Origin of the sequence: Amycolatopsis sp. NPDC059657, assembly GCF_042734395.1 — a bacterium.
Taxonomy (GTDB): Bacteria; Actinomycetota; Actinomycetes; order Mycobacteriales; family Pseudonocardiaceae; genus Amycolatopsis.
Map to the genome: position 1 here is coordinate 45,064 of NZ_JBHWEB010000012.1, position 19,591 is coordinate 64,654.

The 19,591-nt window shown below is 67.4% G+C and carries 23 protein-coding genes; 16 read left to right on the forward strand and 7 right to left on the reverse strand.

Translation table 11 applies throughout. From position 1 onward, the window contains the following. Positions 1–105: 105 nt before the first annotated feature. Positions 106–531, reverse strand: a complete 426-nt coding sequence (locus ACFV15_RS09100; RefSeq protein ID WP_378349666.1) for a hypothetical protein — start codon at positions 529–531, stop codon at positions 106–108. A 321-nt stretch (positions 532–852) separates the two neighbouring features. On the opposite strand from ACFV15_RS09100, the gene prmC reads away from it, so the two are divergent. The 3 genes from prmC to ACFV15_RS09115 are packed head-to-tail and all read left to right on the forward strand — an operon-like array spanning position 853 to position 3,534. Further along, positions 853–1,725 (forward strand): peptide chain release factor N(5)-glutamine methyltransferase, encoded by an 873-nt coding sequence (gene prmC, locus ACFV15_RS09105; RefSeq protein WP_378349667.1) that lies wholly within the window; start codon positions 853–855, stop codon positions 1,723–1,725. A 16-nt stretch (positions 1,726–1,741) separates the two neighbouring features. Then, positions 1,742–2,392: an L-threonylcarbamoyladenylate synthase gene (locus tag ACFV15_RS09110; protein WP_370944229.1), complete on the forward strand. Its 651-nt coding sequence runs from the start codon at positions 1,742–1,744 to the stop codon at positions 2,390–2,392. Continuing rightward, positions 2,389–3,534 carry a glycosyltransferase family 4 protein gene (locus tag ACFV15_RS09115; RefSeq protein WP_378349668.1) on the forward strand — a complete coding sequence of 382 codons (1,146 nt, stop codon included), beginning with the start codon at positions 2,389–2,391 and terminating at the stop codon, positions 3,532–3,534. Before ACFV15_RS09110 ends, ACFV15_RS09115 begins: the two co-directional genes overlap by 4 nt. A gap of 57 nt (positions 3,535–3,591) precedes the next feature. Here ACFV15_RS09115 and ACFV15_RS09120 read toward each other — a convergent pair whose 3' ends face one another. Then, on the reverse strand, positions 3,592–3,969 hold the full coding sequence (locus ACFV15_RS09120) for a hypothetical protein (protein ID WP_378349669.1): 378 nt from the start codon (positions 3,967–3,969) through the stop codon (positions 3,592–3,594). A 95-nt stretch (positions 3,970–4,064) separates the two neighbouring features. Here ACFV15_RS09120 and ACFV15_RS09125 point away from each other — a divergent pair, with 95 nt between their 5' ends. From ACFV15_RS09125 to ACFV15_RS09170, 10 genes are all read left to right on the forward strand, one after another. After that, the gene (locus ACFV15_RS09125) at positions 4,065–4,511 is read left to right on the forward strand and encodes a hypothetical protein (protein ID WP_378349670.1); all 447 of its coding nucleotides are present in this window, start codon (positions 4,065–4,067) and stop codon (positions 4,509–4,511) included. 329 nt (positions 4,512–4,840) lie between these two features. Continuing rightward, positions 4,841–5,638, forward strand: coding sequence for a F0F1 ATP synthase subunit A (atpB, locus tag ACFV15_RS09130; protein ID WP_378349671.1), 798 nt, complete (start codon positions 4,841–4,843; stop codon positions 5,636–5,638). Between the two features lie 61 nt (positions 5,639–5,699). Beyond that, positions 5,700–5,957, forward strand: coding sequence for an ATP F0F1 synthase subunit C (locus ACFV15_RS09135; RefSeq protein WP_378349672.1), 258 nt, complete (start codon positions 5,700–5,702; stop codon positions 5,955–5,957). 29 nt (positions 5,958–5,986) lie between these two features. Beyond that, positions 5,987–6,541: a F0F1 ATP synthase subunit B gene (locus ACFV15_RS09140; RefSeq protein WP_378349673.1), complete on the forward strand. Its 555-nt coding sequence runs from the start codon at positions 5,987–5,989 to the stop codon at positions 6,539–6,541. Between the two features lie 6 nt (positions 6,542–6,547). Further along, a complete protein-coding gene (locus tag ACFV15_RS09145; protein ID WP_378349674.1) occupies positions 6,548–7,369 on the forward strand; it encodes a F0F1 ATP synthase subunit delta in 822 nt (273 codons plus the stop codon). Between the two features lie 63 nt (positions 7,370–7,432). Then, a complete protein-coding gene (atpA, locus tag ACFV15_RS09150; protein WP_378349675.1) occupies positions 7,433–9,073 on the forward strand; it encodes a F0F1 ATP synthase subunit alpha in 1,641 nt (546 codons plus the stop codon). An 11-nt stretch (positions 9,074–9,084) separates the two neighbouring features. Further along, positions 9,085–10,008 (forward strand): F0F1 ATP synthase subunit gamma, encoded by a 924-nt coding sequence (locus ACFV15_RS09155; protein ID WP_378349676.1) that lies wholly within the window; start codon positions 9,085–9,087, stop codon positions 10,006–10,008. Further along, complete coding sequence (atpD, locus tag ACFV15_RS09160) at positions 10,008–11,432, forward strand: F0F1 ATP synthase subunit beta (protein ID WP_378349677.1); 1,425 nt, start codon at positions 10,008–10,010, stop codon at positions 11,430–11,432. Before ACFV15_RS09155 ends, atpD begins: the two co-directional genes overlap by 1 nt. Positions 11,433–11,546: 114 nt before the next feature. After that, positions 11,547–11,912 (forward strand): F0F1 ATP synthase subunit epsilon, encoded by a 366-nt coding sequence (locus tag ACFV15_RS09165; protein WP_378349678.1) that lies wholly within the window; start codon positions 11,547–11,549, stop codon positions 11,910–11,912. Positions 11,913–11,937: 25 nt separating this feature from the next. Next, on the forward strand, positions 11,938–12,372 hold the full coding sequence (locus ACFV15_RS09170) for a DUF2550 domain-containing protein (protein ID WP_378349679.1): 435 nt from the start codon (positions 11,938–11,940) through the stop codon (positions 12,370–12,372). A gap of 66 nt (positions 12,373–12,438) precedes the next feature. Here the strand turns inward: ACFV15_RS09170 and ACFV15_RS09175 are convergent, their stop codons facing one another. Continuing rightward, positions 12,439–13,017 carry a cob(I)yrinic acid a,c-diamide adenosyltransferase gene (locus ACFV15_RS09175; protein WP_378349680.1) on the reverse strand — a complete coding sequence of 193 codons (579 nt, stop codon included), beginning with the start codon at positions 13,015–13,017 and terminating at the stop codon, positions 12,439–12,441. Between the two features lie 61 nt (positions 13,018–13,078). Between ACFV15_RS09175 and murA the strand changes: the two genes are divergently transcribed. Next, positions 13,079–14,353 (forward strand): UDP-N-acetylglucosamine 1-carboxyvinyltransferase, encoded by a 1,275-nt coding sequence (murA, locus tag ACFV15_RS09180; protein ID WP_378349681.1) that lies wholly within the window; start codon positions 13,079–13,081, stop codon positions 14,351–14,353. Positions 14,354–14,628: 275 nt separating this feature from the next. Here murA and ACFV15_RS09185 read toward each other — a convergent pair whose 3' ends face one another. From ACFV15_RS09185 to ACFV15_RS09200, 4 genes are all read right to left on the reverse strand, one after another. Then, complete coding sequence (locus ACFV15_RS09185; RefSeq protein WP_378349682.1) at positions 14,629–15,504, reverse strand: trypsin-like serine protease; 876 nt, start codon at positions 15,502–15,504, stop codon at positions 14,629–14,631. 103 nt (positions 15,505–15,607) lie between these two features. Further along, positions 15,608–16,255 carry an LPXTG cell wall anchor domain-containing protein gene (locus ACFV15_RS09190; RefSeq protein WP_378349683.1) on the reverse strand — a complete coding sequence of 216 codons (648 nt, stop codon included), beginning with the start codon at positions 16,253–16,255 and terminating at the stop codon, positions 15,608–15,610. A 62-nt stretch (positions 16,256–16,317) separates the two neighbouring features. After that, entirely contained in the window at positions 16,318–16,944 is a 627-nt protein-coding gene (locus ACFV15_RS09195; RefSeq protein ID WP_378349684.1) for a LysE family translocator, read from the reverse strand. 49 nt (positions 16,945–16,993) lie between these two features. Continuing rightward, positions 16,994–17,698 (reverse strand): TetR/AcrR family transcriptional regulator, encoded by a 705-nt coding sequence (locus ACFV15_RS09200; RefSeq protein ID WP_378349685.1) that lies wholly within the window; start codon positions 17,696–17,698, stop codon positions 16,994–16,996. A gap of 90 nt (positions 17,699–17,788) precedes the next feature. Here ACFV15_RS09200 and ACFV15_RS09205 point away from each other — a divergent pair, with 90 nt between their 5' ends. After that, positions 17,789–18,961, forward strand: a complete 1,173-nt coding sequence (locus ACFV15_RS09205; RefSeq protein ID WP_378349686.1) for a DUF418 domain-containing protein — start codon at positions 17,789–17,791, stop codon at positions 18,959–18,961. A 60-nt stretch (positions 18,962–19,021) separates the two neighbouring features. Next, positions 19,022–19,588: a hypothetical protein gene (locus tag ACFV15_RS09210; RefSeq protein WP_378349687.1), complete on the forward strand. Its 567-nt coding sequence runs from the start codon at positions 19,022–19,024 to the stop codon at positions 19,586–19,588. Positions 19,589–19,591: the final 3 nt, after the last annotated feature.

The window sequence follows — 19,591 nt, forward strand, 5'->3', positions numbered from 1 at the left end:
TGGTTCACCCCCCACCGGGAAGAGCGACGCGCCACCATTCCCGTTTTCGGTGTGTTGTGTTTACCCGACTGTTCGAACCGGGGGCAACACTCACGAGCCTTTCAATCAGAGGTTCTGGCAGGGCAGCCCGACGGAAACGTAACCCGATCCCGTCCATTCCCAGCCTTCGGCGCAGGTCTGGCCGGAACCCCGGCCTACTCCCGCCACGCCGGGGTACTCGCTGTCCTTGCCTTCAACCCACATACCGCCGGGTCCCCAGACATTGACGTGGCCGTAAAAGCGGTTGGAGCCCCTGTAGTAGCCACTCGTCTTGTAGCTGGAAGAGTTGCCGGTGACGTTGATGCACACCTTGTGGTTACAGCCGTACAGGTCAAGGACCGTGTCGGCGCCATCGGGGACGACGCGGATGCAGGCATCCCCGTCGCAGCTCCAGTTCGAGGAGCTTCCGGTGCTTTCGGTGGCACTCGCGGTGCCCGCCAAGCCCGCCAGGCAGGTCAGCGCGGTCGCCAAAACAACAAATGAACGTCGCATATCATCCCCAAGATTGTCATGAACGAAAGAGTGACCAGGGCGCGCGGAAACGTCGATCGGCCGAATCGACCCGAAGGCGCGCACGGAGAAGCACTCGTCGAATGAATGAACAGTCGGACGCCGGGACTCCCCAGATTGGTCCCGCTCCGGCTGACAGAGAACCAGCAGCTGGCTGCTTTCGAAACTAGCCAAACCCGCGAAAAGGTGGAATAGGCTGATCGGGTGGTTGATCTTGAAGTGGCCGCTCAGCGGGTTGAGCCGCAGGGCGGCCGCCGCGATCGATACCCTGGTGACTGACGACGAGCAGTGGAGAGGCGGACAGTGAAGCGGCAGCCCTTGCGCCTGGCGATCATCGAGGCGACCAGGATCCTGGAGGAAGCCGGTGTGTCCTCCCCTCGCTTCGACGCCGAGCTGCTCGCCGCGCACGTGCTGGGTGTGGAGCGCAGCCGCCTGCCGATGATCCCGCTGGTCGACCCGCCGGTCGTCGACGCGATCGGCCAGCTCGTCGCGCAGCGCGCGAAGCGGGTGCCGTTGCAGCACCTGACCGGCTGGGCCGCGCTCGGGCACATCACCGTCGATGTCGGATCCGGCGTTTTCATCCCCAGACCCGAGACCGAGCTGCTGCTCGAATGGGGCCTGAAACTGTTGCGCGGCAGGGAATTCCCGGTCGTCGTCGATCTCTGCACCGGGTCGGGCGCGCTCGCGCTCGCGGTGGCGCACGCGGTGCCGGACGCGGTCGTCTACGCCGTGGACATCGACGCGCAGGCACTCGCCTGGGCACGCCACAACGCGGACGCGCGCGCGGCGGAGGGGGACACCCCGATCCGGCTGTATTCCGGCGACATCGCCGACAGCACCTTGTTCGCCGAACTCGACGGGCTCGTCGACCTCGTGCTGTGCAACCCGCCGTACGTTCCCGAGGGCACCCCGGTCCCGCCTGAGGTCTCCGACTACGACCCGGCACGCGCCGTGTTCGCCGCCGAGAGCGGCCTGGCCGCGATCCGCCACGCATTGGCCGTTTCGGCCCGCCTGCTGCGCCCTGGCGGCGGCCTGGCCATCGAACACGACGACACTCACGGCGCTGCCGTTCCGGCGCTCGTACGGGCACGCAGGGTGCTCACGGACGTCGAAGGCCACCTCGACCTCACCGGCAGGCCCCGCTACGTCACCGCGAGGCGAGTGCAGGACGCGTGAGGGATAGGCTCCGGGCATGAGCTCGGTTTACGACTGCAGCCGCCGGGAATCACGGGCCGATGGCTTGGCGGCGGCGGCGGGCGCGGTGCGGTCAAGCCGCCTGGTCGTCCTGCCGACCGACACGGTGTACGGGATCGGCGCCGACGCCTTCGACGGCGGCGCGGTGCAATCACTGCTGCGCGCCAAGAATCGCGGCCCCGACATGCCGGTCGGCGTTCTGGTCGGTTCTTGGTCCACAATAGACGGTCTGGTGCTCGGCGTTCCGCCGCAGGCCCGCGCCCTGATCGAGGCATTCTGGCCGGGCGATCTGTCCATCGTGCTGCCGCACGCGCCGAGCCTGCAGTGGGACCTCGGCCAGTCGCGCGGCACGGTGATGCTGCGCATGCCGCTGCACCCGGTCGCGCTCGAACTGCTGCGTGACGTCGGCCCGATGGCCGTGTCCAGCGCCAACGTCTCCGGCCAGCCGCCCGCCTCCACCGTCGAGGAGGCGCAGGAGCAGCTCGGCGACTCCGTCTCGGTGTACCTCGACGGCGGCTCGTCCGGCGAGCCGGTGCCGTCGACCATGGTCGACCTGACCGGCGGCGACCCTGTCGTGCTGCGCGAAGGAGCGGTCAGCAAGGCCGCCGTCGCCGAAGTGCTCGGGATCCCGGCGGAATCGCTGGCATGAACGAAGGCCTCCCCATCAGGGAGTACCTGCTGGTCGCGCTCACCGCCACGGTGGTGACCTTCCTGCTGACGGGCGTGGTGCGGCGGCTGGCGATCAAGGTCGGTGCCATCGCCAACCCGCGTGCCCGCGACGTGCACGTCACGCCCATTCCCCGGATGGGTGGCGTCGGCATCTACCTCGGCGTGCTCGGCGGGATGGCGCTCGCGCACCAGCTGCCGGTGCTGCGGCGCGGCTTCGAGTTCTCGTACGACTCGGTCGGCGTGCTGCTCGCCGCGGGCGTGATCGTGCTGATCGGCGCGCTCGACGACCGGTTCGAGCTCGACGCCTGGACCAAGCTCGCGGGCCAGGTCATGTGCGCGGGCATCCTGGTCATCTTCGGCCTGCAGTGGGTGCAGTTCTGGGTACCGTGGGGCGGCGGCGCCGACTCGCTCGGCTCGGTGATCGTCCTCAACCAGACCCAGGGCGCGCTGCTCACGGTCATCATGGTCGTCGTCATGGTCAACGCGATGAACTTCGTCGACGGACTTGACGGACTCGCGAGCGGCTTGGGCTTCATCGCCGCGGCCGCGACCTGCGCGTTCTCGCTCGGCCTGCTCGGCAGCTCCGGCAACGCCGTCGAGGCATACCCGCCCGCGCTGATCGCCGCGACACTGGCGGGCGCGTGCCTCGGCTTCCTGCCCTACAACTTCCAGCCCGCCAAGATCTTCATGGGCGACTCCGGCTCGATGATGATCGGCCTGATGCTCGCGGCAGCCACCACCTCGGCGTCCGGCCGGGTCAGCTACACCCAGTTCGGCGCTTCGGACGCGCTCGCCCTGCTCTCGCCGCTGGTCGTGGTCGCTGCCGTGCTGTTCGTCCCGCTGCTGGACCTGATCATGGCCGTCATCCGGCGCACCCGGCGCGGGGAGAGCCCGTTCGCGGCGGACAAGATGCACCTGCACCACCGCCTGCTGGAGATCGGCCACTCCCAGCGCCGCGCCGTACTGCTCATCTACTTCTGGGCAGGCTTGCTCGCTTTCGGCGCCGTCTCGGTGACGCTGTTCGACAATCCCGCCGTGTTCTGGGTATTCGGCTGCGGACTGGTGTTCGCGATCCTCGTCTCGGTCATCCCGAGGCTCAAGTCGCGGAACCAGGGAGCCTGACGGTCGCCCCGCACGCCGGATCTGGCCGGTGTGCGGAGCGATCTGTCGCAGGGATATCTACAGCGGCACGGATTTGCCGCAGGTGACCATTTCTTCGTCCCGGCACAATTGTGCTCGCACTTCCGGGAAGTATCGCGAGGCGACATAGTCGACCTTCGTGCTGGAGGCTCCGCAGGTCGTCGCTTCCTTGTGATATCTCAGGAAACCGGGCTGGCCCGGGACGATGCCACCCGGTTCGCCGATCCACAGTGAATAGCAGCTCTTGTCCGTGCTGGACAGTTCGCCGCGCAATTGCGTGCGGGGGACGGCCTTTCCGGAAACCGAGGCCGTTTCGAACGCGAGCGAGAACGGATATTCCACGTCGGCGGACGCGCTGGTCGAGACGCCCGCGAAAGCGATGCCCGCGAGCACCGCGCCGGTCAGAATTCGCTTCATGACCGCAGCGAACCAGCGCACGCTGAGGCGGTCAGCGTCTGAACGGGCAGGCAGGCGGTCCGCCCCGCGGTCGGAGCCGGTTCTACACTGGCCTGGTGAGTGAACCCGCCGACGTCGCAGAGAAGCCGAACCCGCACGCTGAGTCAGTATTGAAGCTGGCCGGAGCGATGCAGAAGGCGACACTCGTCGTGGTGCCTCCGCTGATCGCGATCTGCGCGGTCATCTTCCTCATTGCCAAGGGCACGCCGGGATTGCTCGGCGCGCTGGTCGGCGGTGCGATCGCGCTCGCGTCCTCTTTGGTCACCATCGGGATGATGCGATTCTCCGCTGGCATGGATCCGATGTTCGTCATGGTCATCGCGCTCGGTGGCTACATCGTGAAGATCCTGGTCCTTTTCGTCGCGCTCAACCTGCTGCGGGGTGTCGAGTCGCTCCAGCCGCTCGCGCTCGGTATAACAATGCTCTCGGTGATCGTCATCGCCGCCGCGGTCGAGGTCAGGGCCTACAAGCGCACCAAGATCCCGACCATCATCCCGAACTGAGCTAGGCCGGACGGCGGCTTAGGAGTACGCCTGTACGGCGTCCGTGGACCGGCTGGTAGTGTCCGGTTCGTGGGAGACGCGGTCTAGGCCGCGCACCCGCCGACGAACCTCGATCAGCAGCGTGGCGACCGTGTTGGCTCGTCTTGTCTCCGCTGGTCGGACCCCGTTGAGCGGGAGTGGTCCCCTCATACGAAACATGACATTCATGTTCACCGTGTGGTGGGATGGCCGCCTCCGACTACCCGAAACTGATCGGGTACGTTACGTCCAGATCGTGACGATTCCCCCGGCGGAGTGAACGCCGGCCGGGAGAACCGGAAGGAGCCCAGTTGGGCGCGCTGGTATTGGCCGAGGGTGACACGTTCAAGCCCCCCGGTTCCGCAGACTTTGAGCTGCCTGCGATTTTTGGCTCGGGTGACTGGGGTAGCGTCACCAAGCCGATGATCATGGTCGTCTTCTCGGTCATCATCATCCTCGCTTACTTCCTGATCTCGACGCGCAAGCTCAAGGTCGTTCCCGGGAAGAATCAGTTCGTGGCGGAGTCCATCTACGACTTCAGTCGCAACAACATCGCGCGTGAACAGATCGGTGCGAAAGATTTCAGGCCGTTTGTGCCTCTTCTTTTCGCGTTGTTCACCTTCATCCTGGTGAACAACATCTACGGGATCATCCCGGTGTTCCAGTTCCCGACGATGTCGCGGATCGGCTTCCCGCTCGCGCTGTCGGTGCTCGTGGTCTACCCCGTGTACCACTACGTCGGCATCAAGCGGCACGGTTTCGGCCACTACATGAAGAAGGAACTGGCGCCGCCGGGCGTGCCCGGGTTCGTGCTGCCGCTGTTCATCCCGATCGAGTTCTTCTCGAAGTTCTTCATGGCCCCGCTGACGCTGGCCATCCGTGTTTTCGCCGCGATGTTCGCCGGTCACTTGATCATCATGGTCTTCACACTGGGCGGCAGCTTCTTGCTGACCGAGGTGGCCGGTCCGGTGAAGATCGTCTCTCCGATCGCATTCCTCTTCGCGATCGCGATGACCTTCCTGGAGGCCTTCATCCAGGTCCTGCAGGCGTACATCTTCGCGACCTTGGCCGCGAGCTACATCGGCGCCGCGCTGGCAGCGGAGCACTGAGTTACCAACAGAAGCCCCCGATCCGCGTGACCACGTGGACCGAGTTTGAAGGGAAATGCAAGTGAGCAACATCGTTCTTGCGGCTGAGACGTTCTCCGGCAACATCAACCCGGGCCTTGCTGCCATCGGTTACGGCCTTGGCGCCATCGGCCCCGGTGTCGGTGTGGGTCTGATCTTCGCCGCCGTCATCAACGGCACCGCCCGTCAGCCGGAGGCGCAGGGCAAGCTGCAGAACCTCGCCTTCACCACGTTCGTTCTGGTCGAGGTCCTCGCGCTGATCGGTATCGTTATTTACTTCATCGCTTCCGCCGGCGTCTGAGTTATCCGCTCACCGCGTAAGGAGACGTTGTGGTGAAGACTGAAATCTTGCTCGCGGAAGGTGCGCCGAACCCGATTCTGCCGCACTACCCCGAGCTGATCCTCGGCTTCATCTCGTTCCTGATCCTGCTCTTCGTGCTCAAGAAGTTCGTGGTTCCTCGTTTCGAGGCCGCGTACAAGGAGCGCACCGACAAGATCGAGGGCGGGATCGAGAAGGCCGAGCAGGCTCAGGCCAAGGCCGAGGCCGCGCTCGAGAAGTACACCGCGCAGCTGGCCGAAGCTCGTACCGAGGCAGCCAAGATCCGCGATGACGCCCGGCAGGAAGCCGAGCAGATCAAGGTGGAGCTGCGTGCCGAGGCGCAGGCGGAGTCCGAGCGGATCGTCGCTCAGGGCCACGCCCAGCTGCAGGCGCAGAAGCAGCAGATCGTCGCCGAGCTGCGTGCCGAACTCGGCCGCAACGCCGTCGAGCTGGCCAGCCGCATCGTCGGCGAGTCGCTCGAGGACGAGGTGCGCCGCCGGGGCACGGTCGACCGGTTCCTCGCCGAGCTCGAAACCAGTGCCGCTGCTACCGGAGCGGGGAAGTAGAACCAGATGACGCTGCATGCTGCGAGCCGCGAAGCGCTCGGCCTCGCTGAGACCCGTCTCAGCGAGGTTCTGGCGGACGCGGGTACCGACCCCGCCACCGTCGGCGACGAGCTGCTCTCGGTCGTCGACCTGCTCGGCAGGGAGATCACCCTGCGCCGGGCCGTCAGTGACGCCTCCGCTTCGGAGGACTCACGGAAGGCGCTGCTCAGGTCCGTGCTGGCGGGCAAGATCTCCGAGCCGACGCTGCAGGTGCTCGACACCGTGGCCGGCAGCCGGTGGTCCAGCCCCCGTGAACTGGTCGACGGTGTGGAGTCCCTCGGGCGCTCGGCACTGCTGACCAGCGCGGAGAAGAGCGGCAAGCTCGACGCCGTCGAGGGCCAGTTGTTCCAGGTTGCCCGTATCGTTGCAGGTGAGCCGGAGCTCGAACGGGCTCTGTCCGACCAGACGGCGCCCGCGGAAGCCAAGCGGAACCTGGTGCGTGGCCTGTTCGCCGACAAGGTGGACCTGGTCACCAAGACCCTGGTCGAGGCAGTCGTACTGCGCGCCAAGGGACACGGGCTCGGCGAAGCTCTCGACGAGCTGGTCAGGCTGACGGCCGAGCGCCGCGAACGCTCGGTCGCACACGTGACCAGCGCGAGCGAGCTGTCCGACGAGCAGAAGGCTCAGCTGGCCGAGAAGCTCACGCGCCTCTACGGGCGGGCCATCGCGCTGCACGTCGAGGTCGACCAGAAGCTCGGCGGCGGTCTCATCGTCCGGGTGGGCGAAGAGGTCATCGACGGCAGCGTCGCTGGACAACTCGAGTCGCTGCGCAAGCGGCTGGCCGGCTGACCCCAGCGTCGGCAACCACAGACTTTTTGACACTGGCAAGAACGAAGCGAGAGCGGGAACGAAATGGCGGAGCTGACGATCTCCTCGGATGAGATCCGCAGTGCGATCGAGAACTACGTCTCGAGTTACGCCCCGGATGTAAGCCGGGAAGAGGTCGGCGTCGTGCTCGACGCCGGTGACGGCATCGCCCACGTCGGGGGCCTGCCCTCGGCCATGGCCAACGAGCTGCTCGAGTTCCCCGGCGGGGTGCTCGGCGTCGCGCTGAACCTGGAGCAGCGCTCCATCGGTGCCGCGATCCTGGGTGACTTCGAGACGGTCGAAGAGGGCCAGCAGGTCAAGCGGACCGGCCAGGTCCTCTCGGTCCCGGTCGGCGACGGCTACCTCGGCCGCGTGGTGAACCCGCTCGGCGCGCCGATCGACGGCCTCGGCGAGATCGAGACCACCGACCGCCGCCCGCTGGAGGTCAAGGCCGCTTCGGTGGTCGAGCGCCAGCCGGTGTCGGAGCCGCTGCAGACCGGTATCACCGCGATCGACGCGATGACCCCGATCGGCCGTGGCCAGCGTCAGCTGATCATCGGTGACCGCAAGACCGGCAAGACGGCGGTCGCGGTCGACACGATCATCAACCAGAAGGCCAACTGGGAGACCGGCGACCCGCAGAAGCAGGTTCGCTGCATCTACGTCGCGGTCGGCCAGAAGGGCTCCACGATCGCCTCGGTCAAGAAGTCGCTCGAGGACGCCGGCGCGATGGAGTACACCACCATCGTCGCCGCCCCGGCTTCCGACTCCGCCGGCTTCAAGTGGATCGCCCCCTACACCGGCTCGGCCATCGGCCAGCACTGGATGTACGAGGGCAAGCACGTCCTGATCGTGTTCGACGACCTGACCAAGCAGGCCGACGCCTACCGCGCGATCTCGCTGCTGCTGCGCCGCCCGCCGGGCCGTGAAGCGTTCCCCGGCGACGTCTTCTACTTGCACTCGCGCCTTCTCGAGCGTTGCGCGAAGCTCTCCGACGAGCTGGGCGCCGGCTCGCTGACCGGTCTGCCGATCATCGAGACGAAGGCCAACGACGTTTCGGCCTACATCCCGACGAACGTCATTTCGATCACCGACGGCCAGTGCTTCTTCCAGTCGGACCTGTTCAACGCCGGCCAGCGCCCGGCCATCGACGTGGGTATCTCGGTCTCCCGAGTCGGTGGCGCCGCGCAGGTCAAGGCGATGAAGTCGGTCTCCGGCTCGCTGCGTATCGACCTGTCGCAGTACCGCGAGCTGGAGGCGTTCGCCGCCTTCGCCTCGGACCTCGACGACGCGTCGAAGGCGCAGCTCGAGCGTGGTGCCCGCCTGTACGAGGTGCTCAAGCAGCCGCAGTACTCCCCGATCCCGGTCGAGGAGCAGGTCGTCACGGTGTACCTGGGCACGAACGGTCACTTCGACTCGGTCCCGACCGAGGACGTGCGCCGCTTCAACCACGAGCTCGCCGACTCGCTGCGCCGCCGCCACGCGGACCTGTTGAAGGACATCCGCGAGAGCGGCAAGTTCTCCGACGAGACCGCCAAGGGCGTCGTCGACGCGACCGAGGAGTTCAAGAAGGAGTTCACCACCTCCGAGGGCAAGCCCCTGGTCGAGGCCGGTGCCGACGCGATGGACGCCGACAAGGTCGGGCACGAGACCGTCAAGGTCAACAAGCCCGCGCCGAAGAAGTGAGCTGGTAGCTCATGGCCGCACAACTCCGAGAACTCCGGTCGCGGATCAAGGCGACGAAGTCGATCGGCAAGATCACCAAGGCGATGGAGCTCATCGCCACCTCGCGCATCACGAAGGCGCGTGCCAAGGTGGCCGCTTCCCGCCCGTACGCCGACGAGATCACCAACGTGCTCTCGGCGCTGGCGAGCGGCGCGTCCACTTTGGACCACCCGCTGCTGACCGAGCGGGCGAACCCCAAGCGGGCCGCCGTGCTGGTCGTGACCAGTGACAAGGGGCAGTGCGGTGGTTACAACTCCAACGTGCTGCGTGCCACCGAAGAGCTGCTCTCCCTGCTGCGTGAAGAGGGCAAGGAGCCGCAGATCTACCTGGTCGGCAACAAGGGGCTGAGCTACTACCGGTTCCGCGGCCGCGAGGTCGTCCAGAGCTGGACGGGCTTCTCCGACCAGCCTGGCTACGTCAACGCGGTGGACGCCGGTGAAGCGCTGGTGGAGACCTTCCTCGCGGGGGTCGACGACGCGTCGAAGGGCGTGGACGAGATCCACGTCGTCTACACCGAGTTCATCTCGATGCTGACCCAGAAGCCGGTCGCGAAGCGGGTCGCCCCGCTCGACGTGGAGTACACCGACTCCGAGGCGGAGCAGGCCAGCGATGGCCTGCAGTCCACCTACGAGTTCGAGCCCAGCGCCGAGACGCTGCTGGGCGCGCTCCTGCCGAAGTACATCAACACGCGGATCTACGCGGCGTTGCTGGAATCGGCCGCGTCGGAGCTCGCCGCCCGCCGTACCGCCATGAAGGCGGCGTCGGACAACGCGAACGAACTGGTCGGCACGCTGACGCGGGAGATGAACCAGGCCCGTCAGGCGCAGATCACCCAGGAGATCTCAGAAATCGTCGGTGGCGCGAACGCGCTCACCGCTGCAGGAAGTGATGACTGATGACCAGTACTGAAGCCCGCGCCAAGGGGCGCATCGTCTCGGTGACCGGCCCGGTCGTCGACGTCGAATTCCCGCGCGGTTCCGTTCCCGACCAGTTCAACGCGCTCAAGGTCGAGATCGAGTTCGAGCAGCTCCGCAAGACCGTGACCCTCGAGGTCGCCAGCCACCTCGGCGACAACCTCGTGCGCACCATTTCGCTCCAGCCGCAGGACGGCCTGGTTCGTGGTGCCGAGGTGACCGACACCGGCGGCCCCATCACCGTGCCCGTGGGTGACAAGGTCAAGGGTCACGTCTACAACGCGCTCGGCGAGTGCCTCGACACCCCCGGCTACGGCGACGACCTGGAGCGGTGGGGCATCCACCGCAACCCGCCGTCGTTCGACCAGCTCGAGGGCAAGACCCAGATGCTGGAGACCGGCCTCAAGGTCGTCGACCTGCTGACCCCGTACGTGCAGGGTGGCAAGATCGGCCTGTTCGGCGGTGCCGGCGTCGGCAAGACGGTGCTCATCAAGGAGATGATCACCCGTGTCGCCCGTAACTTCGGTGGCACCTCGGTGTTCGCCGGTGTCGGCGAGCGCACCCGTGAGGGCAACGACCTCTTCCTGGAGATGAGCGAAGACGGCGTCATCAACGACACCGCACTCGTGTTCGGCCAGATGGACGAGCCGCCGGGCACGCGTATGCGCGTCGCACTGTCCGCGCTGACCATGGCGGAGTACTTCCGCGATGTGCAGAACCAGGACGTGCTGCTGTTCATCGACAACATCTTCCGGTTCACCCAGGCGGGTTCCGAGGTGTCGACCCTGCTGGGCCGCATGCCTTCCGCGGTGGGTTACCAGCCGACGCTGGCCGACGAGATGGGGCAGCTCCAGGAGCGGATCACCTCGACCAAGGGCCGTTCGATCACCTCGATGCAGGCGATCTACGTCCCCGCGGACGACTACACCGACCCGGCCCCGGCGGCGACGTTCGCCCACCTGGACGCCACCACCGAGCTTTCCCGGTCGGTGTTCCAGAAGGGCATCTTCCCGGCGGTCGACCCGCTGGCGTCGACGTCCACCATCCTCGACCCGGCCATCGTCGGTGAGGAGCACTACCGCGTCGCGTCCGAGGTCATCCGGATCCTCCAGAAGTACAAGGAGCTCCAGGACATCATCGCGATCCTCGGTATGGACGAGCTGTCCGAAGAGGACAAGCTGACTGTCCAGCGCGCCCGCCGGATCGAGCGGTTCCTCTCGCAGAACATGCTGGTCGCGGAGGCGTTCACGCAGATCCCGGGCTCGACCGTGCCGCTGGCCGAGACGATCGAGTCGTTCGACCGCATCGCCAAGGGTGACTTCGACCACTACCCGGAGCAGGCGTTCCTGGGTATCGGTGGCCTCGAAGACCTCGAGAAGAAGTACAAGGAAATCACCAAGAAGTGATTTCCGGTCGCGGCGGGGTTTCGGTGTCCTTTGTGGACCCGGGCCCCGTCGTTCTCGTAACTGGACTTGGAACTATTACACTCGGTTGTAGCGCCCGAGTTGAAGGAGTGCGACGTGGCTGAGATCGCTGTCGAGCTGGTGGCCGTCGAACGCCGTCTGTGGTCGGGCACGGCCTCGTTCGTGGTGGCCCAGACCACCGAGGGTGAGATCGGCATCCTGCCCGGTCACGAGCCCGTGCTGGGTCAGCTCGTCGAGGGTGGCGTGGTGAAGGTGACCACCACGGACGGTGAGACGGTGTGCGCCGCGGTGCACGGCGGTTTCCTGTCGGTGACGGCCACCGGGGTCAGCATCCTGGCGGAGAGTGCCGAGCTGTCGGACGAGATCGACGTGGCCGAGGCCAAGGCCGCTTTGTCGGCCGACGACGAGGCCGAACGAGCCAAGGCCGCCGCGAGGCTTCGCGCCGCCGGCCAGTCGGTCTAGAGCGAGTGACGGGCAGGGGCCGGACGTGACGATCACCTTGGTTGTCCTCGGGCTCCTGCTCGTGCTCGTCGTGGTGGCGCTGTGGTACTCGCTGCGATGGGTACGCATGCGCCGTGGCGGCGGCGTCAGTGTCGCGCTGCGCTGGAGCCCCGATTCGGCCCGCGCGGGCTGGCATCTGGGGCTCGGCCGCTACGAAGGTGAGTCTTTCGCCTGGTACCGGGTCTGGAGCCTGCGTACCGGCCCCGATCGCGTCTTCGAACGCGACGCTCTCGAAATCGCCGACCGCCGTGACCCGTCCGGCTCGGAGGCGTACGCCGTCCCCGCCGGTTCGACGGTCCTGCGGTGCGAGTCGGACACCCAGGAAGCGATCGAGATCGCGATGGGCCCCGGCGCGCTGACCGGCTTCCTCTCGTGGCTCGAATCGGCCCCGCCCGGGCACCGCATCCGCCGCGCCAGCTGAAAGGGTCGTGAGCGTTGGGGGGGGGGGGGAAACCCCCCCCCCCCCCCCCCAACGCTCACGAGTCCTTCAGCGCGCTTCGACGCCGCCGGGCGTCCAGAGGATGTCGCCGTCAGGGTTCGCCAGTCGCGACAGGATGAACAGCAGGTCCGAGAGCCGGTTCAGGTACTTCACCGCGAGCGAGTTCGTGCGCTCGGCGTCGTCCTCCATCAGCGCCCAGCCGGACCGCTCGGCGCGACGTGAGACCGTCCGCGCCTGGTGCAGGAAAGCGGCCCCAGGTGTCCCGCCGGGCAGGATGAACGACGTCAGCTTCGGGACGCGCTCATTGAACGTGTCGCACCAGTCCTCGAGCCGCGAGATGTACGGCTCGGTGATGCGCAAGGGCGGGTAAGGCGGGTCCGGCACCACGGGGGAGCACAGGTCCGCGCCCACGTCGAAGAGGTCGTTCTGGATCGACCGCAGCACCGAGACGATCTCTTCGGGCAGCGAGCCCAGCGCTATCGCCAGGCCGATGACCGAGTTGGTCTCGTCGACGTCGGCGTACGCGGCTAGGCGCACGGAAGTCTTGGGTACACGCGAACCGTCACCGAGTGCGGTCGTGCCGTTGTCGCCGACCTTGGTGTACACGCGATTGATCCGAACGGGCATAACCCGACACTACCGCCCCTGCCGCACAGCAAAACCAGGCGAGAAGGCATGATTGGCCCCCATGAGCGAGCACTTCGACGTCCATGGCGGGGCACGGCTGGTCGGCGAGGTAGAGGTCGTCGGCGCGAAGAACAGCGTGCTCAAACTGATGGCCGCGGCTTTGCTGGCCGAGGGCACCACGACCATCACCAACTGCCCCCAGATCCTCGACGTCCCCCTGATGGCGGACGTACTGCGCAGTGTCGGCTGCGAGGTCGTCATCGACGGCGGCACGGCCACCATCACCACCCCGGCGGAACTGTCGCACCGCGCCGACTCGGCCGCGATGGGCAAGCTGCGCGCGTCCGTCTGCGTGCTGGGCCCACTGGTCGGGCGGCTTAAGAAGGCCATCGTCGCGCTGCCGGGCGGCGACGCGATCGGCCAGCGCCCGCTGGACATGCACCAGAGCGGCCTGCGCAAGCTGGGCGCCACCACGACCATCGAGCACGGCTGTGTCGTCGCGGACGCGGAGTCGCTGCAGGGCGCGCAGGTCTGGCTCGACTTCCCGAGTGTCGGCGCCACCGAGAACATCCTGATGGCCGCCGTGCTCGCCGAGGGCACCACGGTCATCGACAACGCCGCGCGCGAGCCCGAGATCGTCGACATCTGCACGATGCTCATCGAGATGGGCGCCAAGATCGAAGGCGCGGGCACCTCGACGCTGACCGTGCACGGCGTCGAGACGCTGCACCCGACCGAGCACCGGGTGATCGGCGACCGGATCGTCGGCGCGACCTGGGCGTTCGCCGCCGTCATGACCCGCGGCGACCTGACCGTCACCGGCGTCAACCCGCATCACCTCGACCTCGTGCTGGAGAAGCTGCGGCACGCGGGCGCCGAGATCACCACGTTCGACGGGAAGGGCTTCCGGGTCGTCCAGCGCGACCGGCCGAAGTCGGTCGACTTCGTCACGCTGCCCTACCCTGGCTTCGCGACCGACCTGCAGCCGTTCGCGGTCGCGCTCTCCGCGATCTCCGAGGGCACCGCGATGATCACGGAGAACCTCTACGAGGCCCGTTTCCGTTTCATCGAGGAGATGATGCGCCTGTCGGCCGACGCGCGCACCGACGGCCACCACGCCGTCGTCCGCGGTGTCGAGCGGCTTTCGAGCGCGCCGGTATGGGCGTCGGACATCCGCGCGGGCGCCGGGCTGGTGCTGGCCGGGCTGTGCGCGGACAGCGTCACCGAGGTGTGGGACGTCTTCCACATCGACCGCGGCTACCCGCACTTCGTGGAGAACCTGAACCGCCTCGGCGCGCGGATCCAGCGCGTCGCGGGCGAACCCGAGCGCGCCTAGGCGTCGTGAGTGTTGCCGACGGTTCTATTGGGCGGGAAGCCAAAGGTGGCGTGCTCGGTGTGAGGTGAGGGGGCCGTTGGGTGCGTAGTACGCATTCGGGGGCACCCTCGCTTCGCGATGAGGCTCTGGCAAGCGGTCGTGAGTGGTACGGCCGGTTCTAACCGGTCTAAACACTCACGACCCAAGCCTCCCGAAGCGAAGACCCCGCCGGCCCGCCCGGAGCGCGCCACCTTTTGCCCTTCCCCTCAATAACCGTCGGCAACACTCACGACCACTTACGGCAGGGCCACGAACGGCGCGAGGAAGGTGCGCGCGGTCGGGGTGTCCAGCCGGTAGGTGACATTGGTGGCGTAGCACGGGCTGTCGCCGGTGATGGTCGTCGCGACCAGAACGAGCTTTCCGCCGATGGTGGCGAAGTTCGGGCCGCCGGAGTCGCCGTAGCAGGCGCCGCCGTTGCCCTGCGGCGCCGTCATGGCGAGCCGGACCCAGGTCTTGTTCAGCGCGTCGAAGGTGACCGGCGCCTTCATGCGCACTCCGCCGCCGGGATGCGTCTGGCCGCCAGGCCCGTTGACCGCCTCTTGCGTGCCGTAGCCCGCGACCAGGAACGGCGTCGCGTTCAGCGCCTGCGGGCCGAGCTTGTCCAGCTGCCCGGCGCCGGGCAGCGTGGCAGGCTTGAACGTCCAGCGTGCGGCGACCTGCTTGGCGGGCAACTGGACGACGGCGATGTCGTGTGAGTCGGCGGAGTTGCCGGGGTAGCCGGACTCCGTGTGCGAGGTCCCTGCCACCGCGACGGCCTTCGCGATCGCGGTCGGGTCGCCGGGGTACTTCTTCGCGGCGTTGTCCAAGCCGGTCTGCACGTCCTGGTCGAGTGAGACGTAGAACCGCACGTTGGCAGGCCAGTCGCTGGTGCAGTGCGCGGCGGTGAGGAACGTGTCAGCGTCGACCATGGTGCCGGAGCAGACCCAGTCGACGCGGTCGGGCGTCGCCGGGTTTCCGTCGTTGTCCCAGGTGGCCACGAGCGCACCGACCTCGGTGCGTTCGGGGGCGGGCGTCGCGTTGTACGAGTTGATCGCCGGTACCGCGGTGGCGGTGGCCAGTGTCGCGGCCGCCGCCACCGCGGTGACGGTGACAGCGCGTGTGATGACTCCCAAGGAATGACTCCCGTGCCAGGGGACCGTCCCCGCTGAACGGCCCTGGACCCGGGAGTCAACACGGACGATCGGCGAATGAACACCAACTGCCGGTAAAAAACCTTCAGTCCGTGCGGCGGCGCCTCGCCACCGCCACGGCCACGCCGCCGGCCCCGAGCAGGCCGAGCCCGGCGAGCAGCGGCAGTTCGAGGTCGAAACCGGTCTGTGCCAGCGATTGCGCGCGTTCGGTCGCGACGTCGGCCGGTGCCACGGCCGCCATGACGAGTGGCGGAGCTTCAGGTGCCGGGCCGGCGGGCGGCTGCCCGACGGGAGGCGTCTTGCCGGGCGGCACGTTCGGCGTGCAGCCGGTGTGTGCCGGGTTGCCCCGGCCGACACCGTGGTTGGTGTCGCATTCGTAGCCCGCGTTGGCGTCCGAGCCACCGGGCAGCTGGCCGTGCGGGTTCTTGTTGTCCGCCTTGCCGACACAGCCGGCGCACGGCTTGCCGTTGGCCTGGCCGCCGCCGTTGCCGTTCGCCGAGGCCGAGCCGTCACGGGTGGAGTCGTAGGGACCGTGCGTGTTCGCGCCGTTGCCGGAGAAGTCGGCGCCGGACGGTGGCTGCGGACCGCTCGTGTCCGATGTGGACTTCGAGTTCTTGGCGTGTTCCTGCGCGTTCGCATTCGGATTGCCGCCCTGGTCCGCCCATGCGGGGCTGGTGAGCAACAGCATGGTCAGCAGTGCGGCCGGTGCGCTCAGCACGGTCTTGGTCCTCATCGACGCCTCCGAAGCTCTGCCCCTTGACGACAAGATCGGCGACCATGTGACCTGCGTTACAGTCAGTTATCCAACGCCAGCGCCGCGCCGAAACCGACGAGCGCGGTGCCGGTGACGCCGTCGAGTGCTCGGCGGACCTTGCGCTTGCCGAGCCACGCGCGCACGCGGTGGATGAAGAACATCAGGACCAGCAGCCACGCCATGCCGAGCACGGCGACGGTGTACGCGAGTAGCAGCGCGTCCCAGGTCGACGTCGTCGCCGGGTCGAGGAACTGCGGCAGCACCGACAGGTACAGCACCAGCACCTTCGGGTTGGTGATGTTCGACAGGAACCCCTCGCGCCAGCGGCGGAAACCCTTGGTACGCGAGCGTCCGGAGTCCTCGAGCCCGGTGTAGTCACCGCGCCACGCGCCGCGCAGCGCCTGGAAGCCCAGGAACGCCAGGTAGGCGGCGCCGACCCACTTGAGGGTGACGAAGACGGGTTGTGACCTGGCGATGACGACGCCGAGGCCGAGCGCCGCGGCGCTGCCCTGCACGGCGTTGCCGACGAAGATGCCGAAGCTCGCCAGCAGCCCGCCGCGCCAGCCGCCCGCGAGCGAGTTCTTCAGCACGACCATGGTGTCCGGGCCGGGCGCGAGCACGATCAGCACGACGATCAGCAGATAGCTGCCGTAAACACTCCAAGTCACGGCTTCCGACAGTAGACGGCCTGGCCGGGTGAACGCTCGCGGATTTCCGTCACAGTGCTCGGGCGATGGCGGCCTCGGTCCCGTCGAGCAGCCGTTCCAGCCCGAACGCGTAGTCGTCGCCCGGCGTCTGGAACGTGGGCGAGGCGAACAGTTTCGCGGTCTCGGGGAAGCGCTCGGGATCGATCAGCTTCATGAGCGCCATGCCGTAGCGCTGCTCCTCTTCGACCCGGTCTTCGCCCAGTTCCTGGAACAGCAGTGCGTGGTTGCGGTTGTACCCGCTGAACAGCATCAGCGTGCCGACCTTCGACGGCCAGGCGAGCCCGGTGTCCCGCAGCACGCGCAGCGCGCTTTCCATCCACGCGATCTGGTTCGGCCCGGACGGCGGGCCGCTGACCGGCACCTGGGGCAGCCACGGCCGCCGCTGGTAGACCGCCAGTTCCGCGTACGCCCACAGCGTCAGGCCCTCGCGCCAGCCCGCATCCGGTGAGATCTCGGGCGCGGGCCCGACCGCGAAGTCACGCATGAGCACCAGCAGCTCGTCCTTGGAACCGACGTACCGGTAGAGCGACATCGGCGTGACGCCGAGTTCCTTCGCCACCTTGGGCAGGGTCACGCCTGCCAGCCCGTCGCGGTCCGCCAGGTCGACGGCGGCACCGACCACGCGCGCGACGTCCAGCTCGGCCGGACGCCCGAGCCGGGACTCCAGCGGTACTCCCCAGAGCCTGCGCAGCTGGTCTGGCAGGTCGTCGGTCATGGCATCCCCTCCCGAAGGTGGTTGCAGTATGTCGCACCGATATAGTATAACTCATATAGTTTATTACATATGGAAAGTTCGGGGGAACTCATGACTGTTCACGCGGCCACTCGTGGCCCGGTCCACCGCACCGAGCGGGCACTGGCGCCCGACCTCGCCCGTGGGGGAATGCTGCTGTTCATCGCGGTGGCCAACGCGCTCGGCTGCGTCGCGGGCGGCATGCCCGGTTTCGTCCCGTCGGCGTCCGGCATCGACCGCGGGCTCGACTTCTTCATGTTCACGTTCGTGCACAGCCGCGCGTACCCGGTGTTCGCGGTGATGTTCGGCTACGGCCTCGTTCAACTCGCCCGCCGCCAAGAGCGCGCGGGTGCGGAGCCGCGCCAAGTGCGTTCGGTACTGCTCCGGCGCAACGCCTGGCTGGTCGGTTTCGGCTTGGTGCATGGGGTTTTGCTGTACTTCGGTGACTTCTTGGGCGCCTACGGCCTGGTCGGTATCGTCGCGACGCTCTTGCTGTTGCAGCGCAGTGATCGCGTCTATCGCTTCGTCCCGTGGATCTGGGGCTTCCAGCTCGTCTACGCACTCGTGCTGTTCGTGATCACGCTGACCGGGGTCACCACCGGCACCGCGAGCGTTCCGTTCGAGCAGGTCGGGTCGCTGGTCGCGCCGGACTACGCGACCTCGGTGCTCGACCGGCTCGGTGAGTGGCCGACGCACACCGCGACCGTGCTGGGCTTCATCCTCATCGTCTGGCTCGGCATGTGGGCGGCGCGCAAACGTCTGCTGGAGGACCCGGCGAGCAACCGCGTCCTGCTGCGCCGGGTCGCGATCGGCGGGCTGAGCATCGCCGCCGCCGGTGGCCTGCCGATCGCTTTGGTCAGCGCCGGGGCGCTTTCGGTCGACGAGCCGTCCGCGTCGGCGATGCTGATGCTGCACGGCGTGAGTGGCATGTTCGCCGGTCCCGGTTATGTCGCGCTCTTCGGCCTGCTGGCGTTGCGGCTCACCAAGCCGAGCCCGTTCGTGGGATCGATCGCCGCGCTGGGGCAGCGCTCGCTTTCGGGCTACCTGCTCCAGTCGGTCGTGTGGTTGCTGGCCCTGGCGCCGTTCACGCTCGCGCTGGGCACCCGCTTCGGCAGCCCGACGGTCACCGCGATCCTGCTCGCGGTCGTGGTGTGGCTGGTCAGCGTGTTCGCGGCGGGCAAGCTCGGTTCGCGGCCAGGCCCCGCGGAGTTCGTGCTGCGGCGGCTGACCTACGGCCGCCGGTGAGCCGGCGTCCCCCGGCGCAAGGGGTGGGCCGGGGGACGCCTCATGGCGTACGGTTCCGCCATGTACCTGGGGGAATTCGACCTTTTGCCCGGTGAGCGCCTGCTGTGGTCGGGTGCGCCGAAGCGCTATCCGGTCTTCGATGAGTCAGACAAGTTGTTCGTCCCGTTCATGCTGTTCTGGCTGGCGTTCGTCGGGTTCTTCACGTTCAGGGCTTCCAGCGGTGGTGCCGTTCTTCCGTTGGTCATCGGCCTGCTCTTCGTCAGCGTCGGCCTGTATGTCGCCTTCGGCAGGCTCTTCATCCGGTGGCGGCGGCTGACCAGGACGACCTACGCGGTGACCGATCGCCGCGTCATCGCCCGATGCGACGGCAAGGAACAGACGGAGTACCTCTCACAGATCAAGCCGCCGTCGATCAAGGCCGACGTCAACGGAATCGGCACAATCACCTTCGGCGATGTCGGTGGCTGGGCGCAGCTGAGGCAGGCTCAGGCGAAGCAGGCGCAGAGCGGCAAGCTCACTCCTATGTACCACCGGCCGCTGATGTTCATCGCCATCGAAGAAGCCGAGCGGGTTCGCGGCATCCTGGCCACCGCGCGGGAGGATTCAGTTCGCAAGGACGCCCCCTAGACA

Bases quoted from the DNA above. Each gene is read 5' to 3' on its own strand.
- ACFV15_RS09100 (WP_378349666.1), bottom strand. From the start codon at position 531: ATGCGACGTTCATTTGTTGTTTTGGCGACCGCGCTGACCTGCCTGGCG.
- ACFV15_RS09110 (WP_370944229.1), top strand. From the start codon at position 1,742: ATGAGCTCGGTTTACGACTGCAGCCGCCGGGAATCACGGGCCGATGGC.
- ACFV15_RS09115 (WP_378349668.1), top strand. From the start codon at position 2,389: ATGAACGAAGGCCTCCCCATCAGGGAGTACCTGCTGGTCGCGCTCACC.
- ACFV15_RS09120 (WP_378349669.1), bottom strand. From the start codon at position 3,969: ATGAAGCGAATTCTGACCGGCGCGGTGCTCGCGGGCATCGCTTTCGCG.
- ACFV15_RS09145 (WP_378349674.1), top strand. From the start codon at position 6,548: ATGACGCTGCATGCTGCGAGCCGCGAAGCGCTCGGCCTCGCTGAGACC.
- atpA (WP_378349675.1), top strand. From the start codon at position 7,433: ATGGCGGAGCTGACGATCTCCTCGGATGAGATCCGCAGTGCGATCGAG.
- ACFV15_RS09155 (WP_378349676.1), top strand. From the start codon at position 9,085: ATGGCCGCACAACTCCGAGAACTCCGGTCGCGGATCAAGGCGACGAAG.
- atpD (WP_378349677.1), top strand. From the start codon at position 10,008: ATGACCAGTACTGAAGCCCGCGCCAAGGGGCGCATCGTCTCGGTGACC.
- ACFV15_RS09175 (WP_378349680.1), bottom strand. From the start codon at position 13,017: ATGCCCGTTCGGATCAATCGCGTGTACACCAAGGTCGGCGACAACGGC.
- murA (WP_378349681.1), top strand. From the start codon at position 13,079: ATGAGCGAGCACTTCGACGTCCATGGCGGGGCACGGCTGGTCGGCGAG.
- ACFV15_RS09190 (WP_378349683.1), bottom strand. From the start codon at position 16,255: ATGAGGACCAAGACCGTGCTGAGCGCACCGGCCGCACTGCTGACCATG.
- ACFV15_RS09200 (WP_378349685.1), bottom strand. From the start codon at position 17,698: ATGACCGACGACCTGCCAGACCAGCTGCGCAGGCTCTGGGGAGTACCG.
- ACFV15_RS09205 (WP_378349686.1), top strand. From the start codon at position 17,789: ATGACTGTTCACGCGGCCACTCGTGGCCCGGTCCACCGCACCGAGCGG.
- ACFV15_RS09210 (WP_378349687.1), top strand. From the start codon at position 19,022: ATGTACCTGGGGGAATTCGACCTTTTGCCCGGTGAGCGCCTGCTGTGG.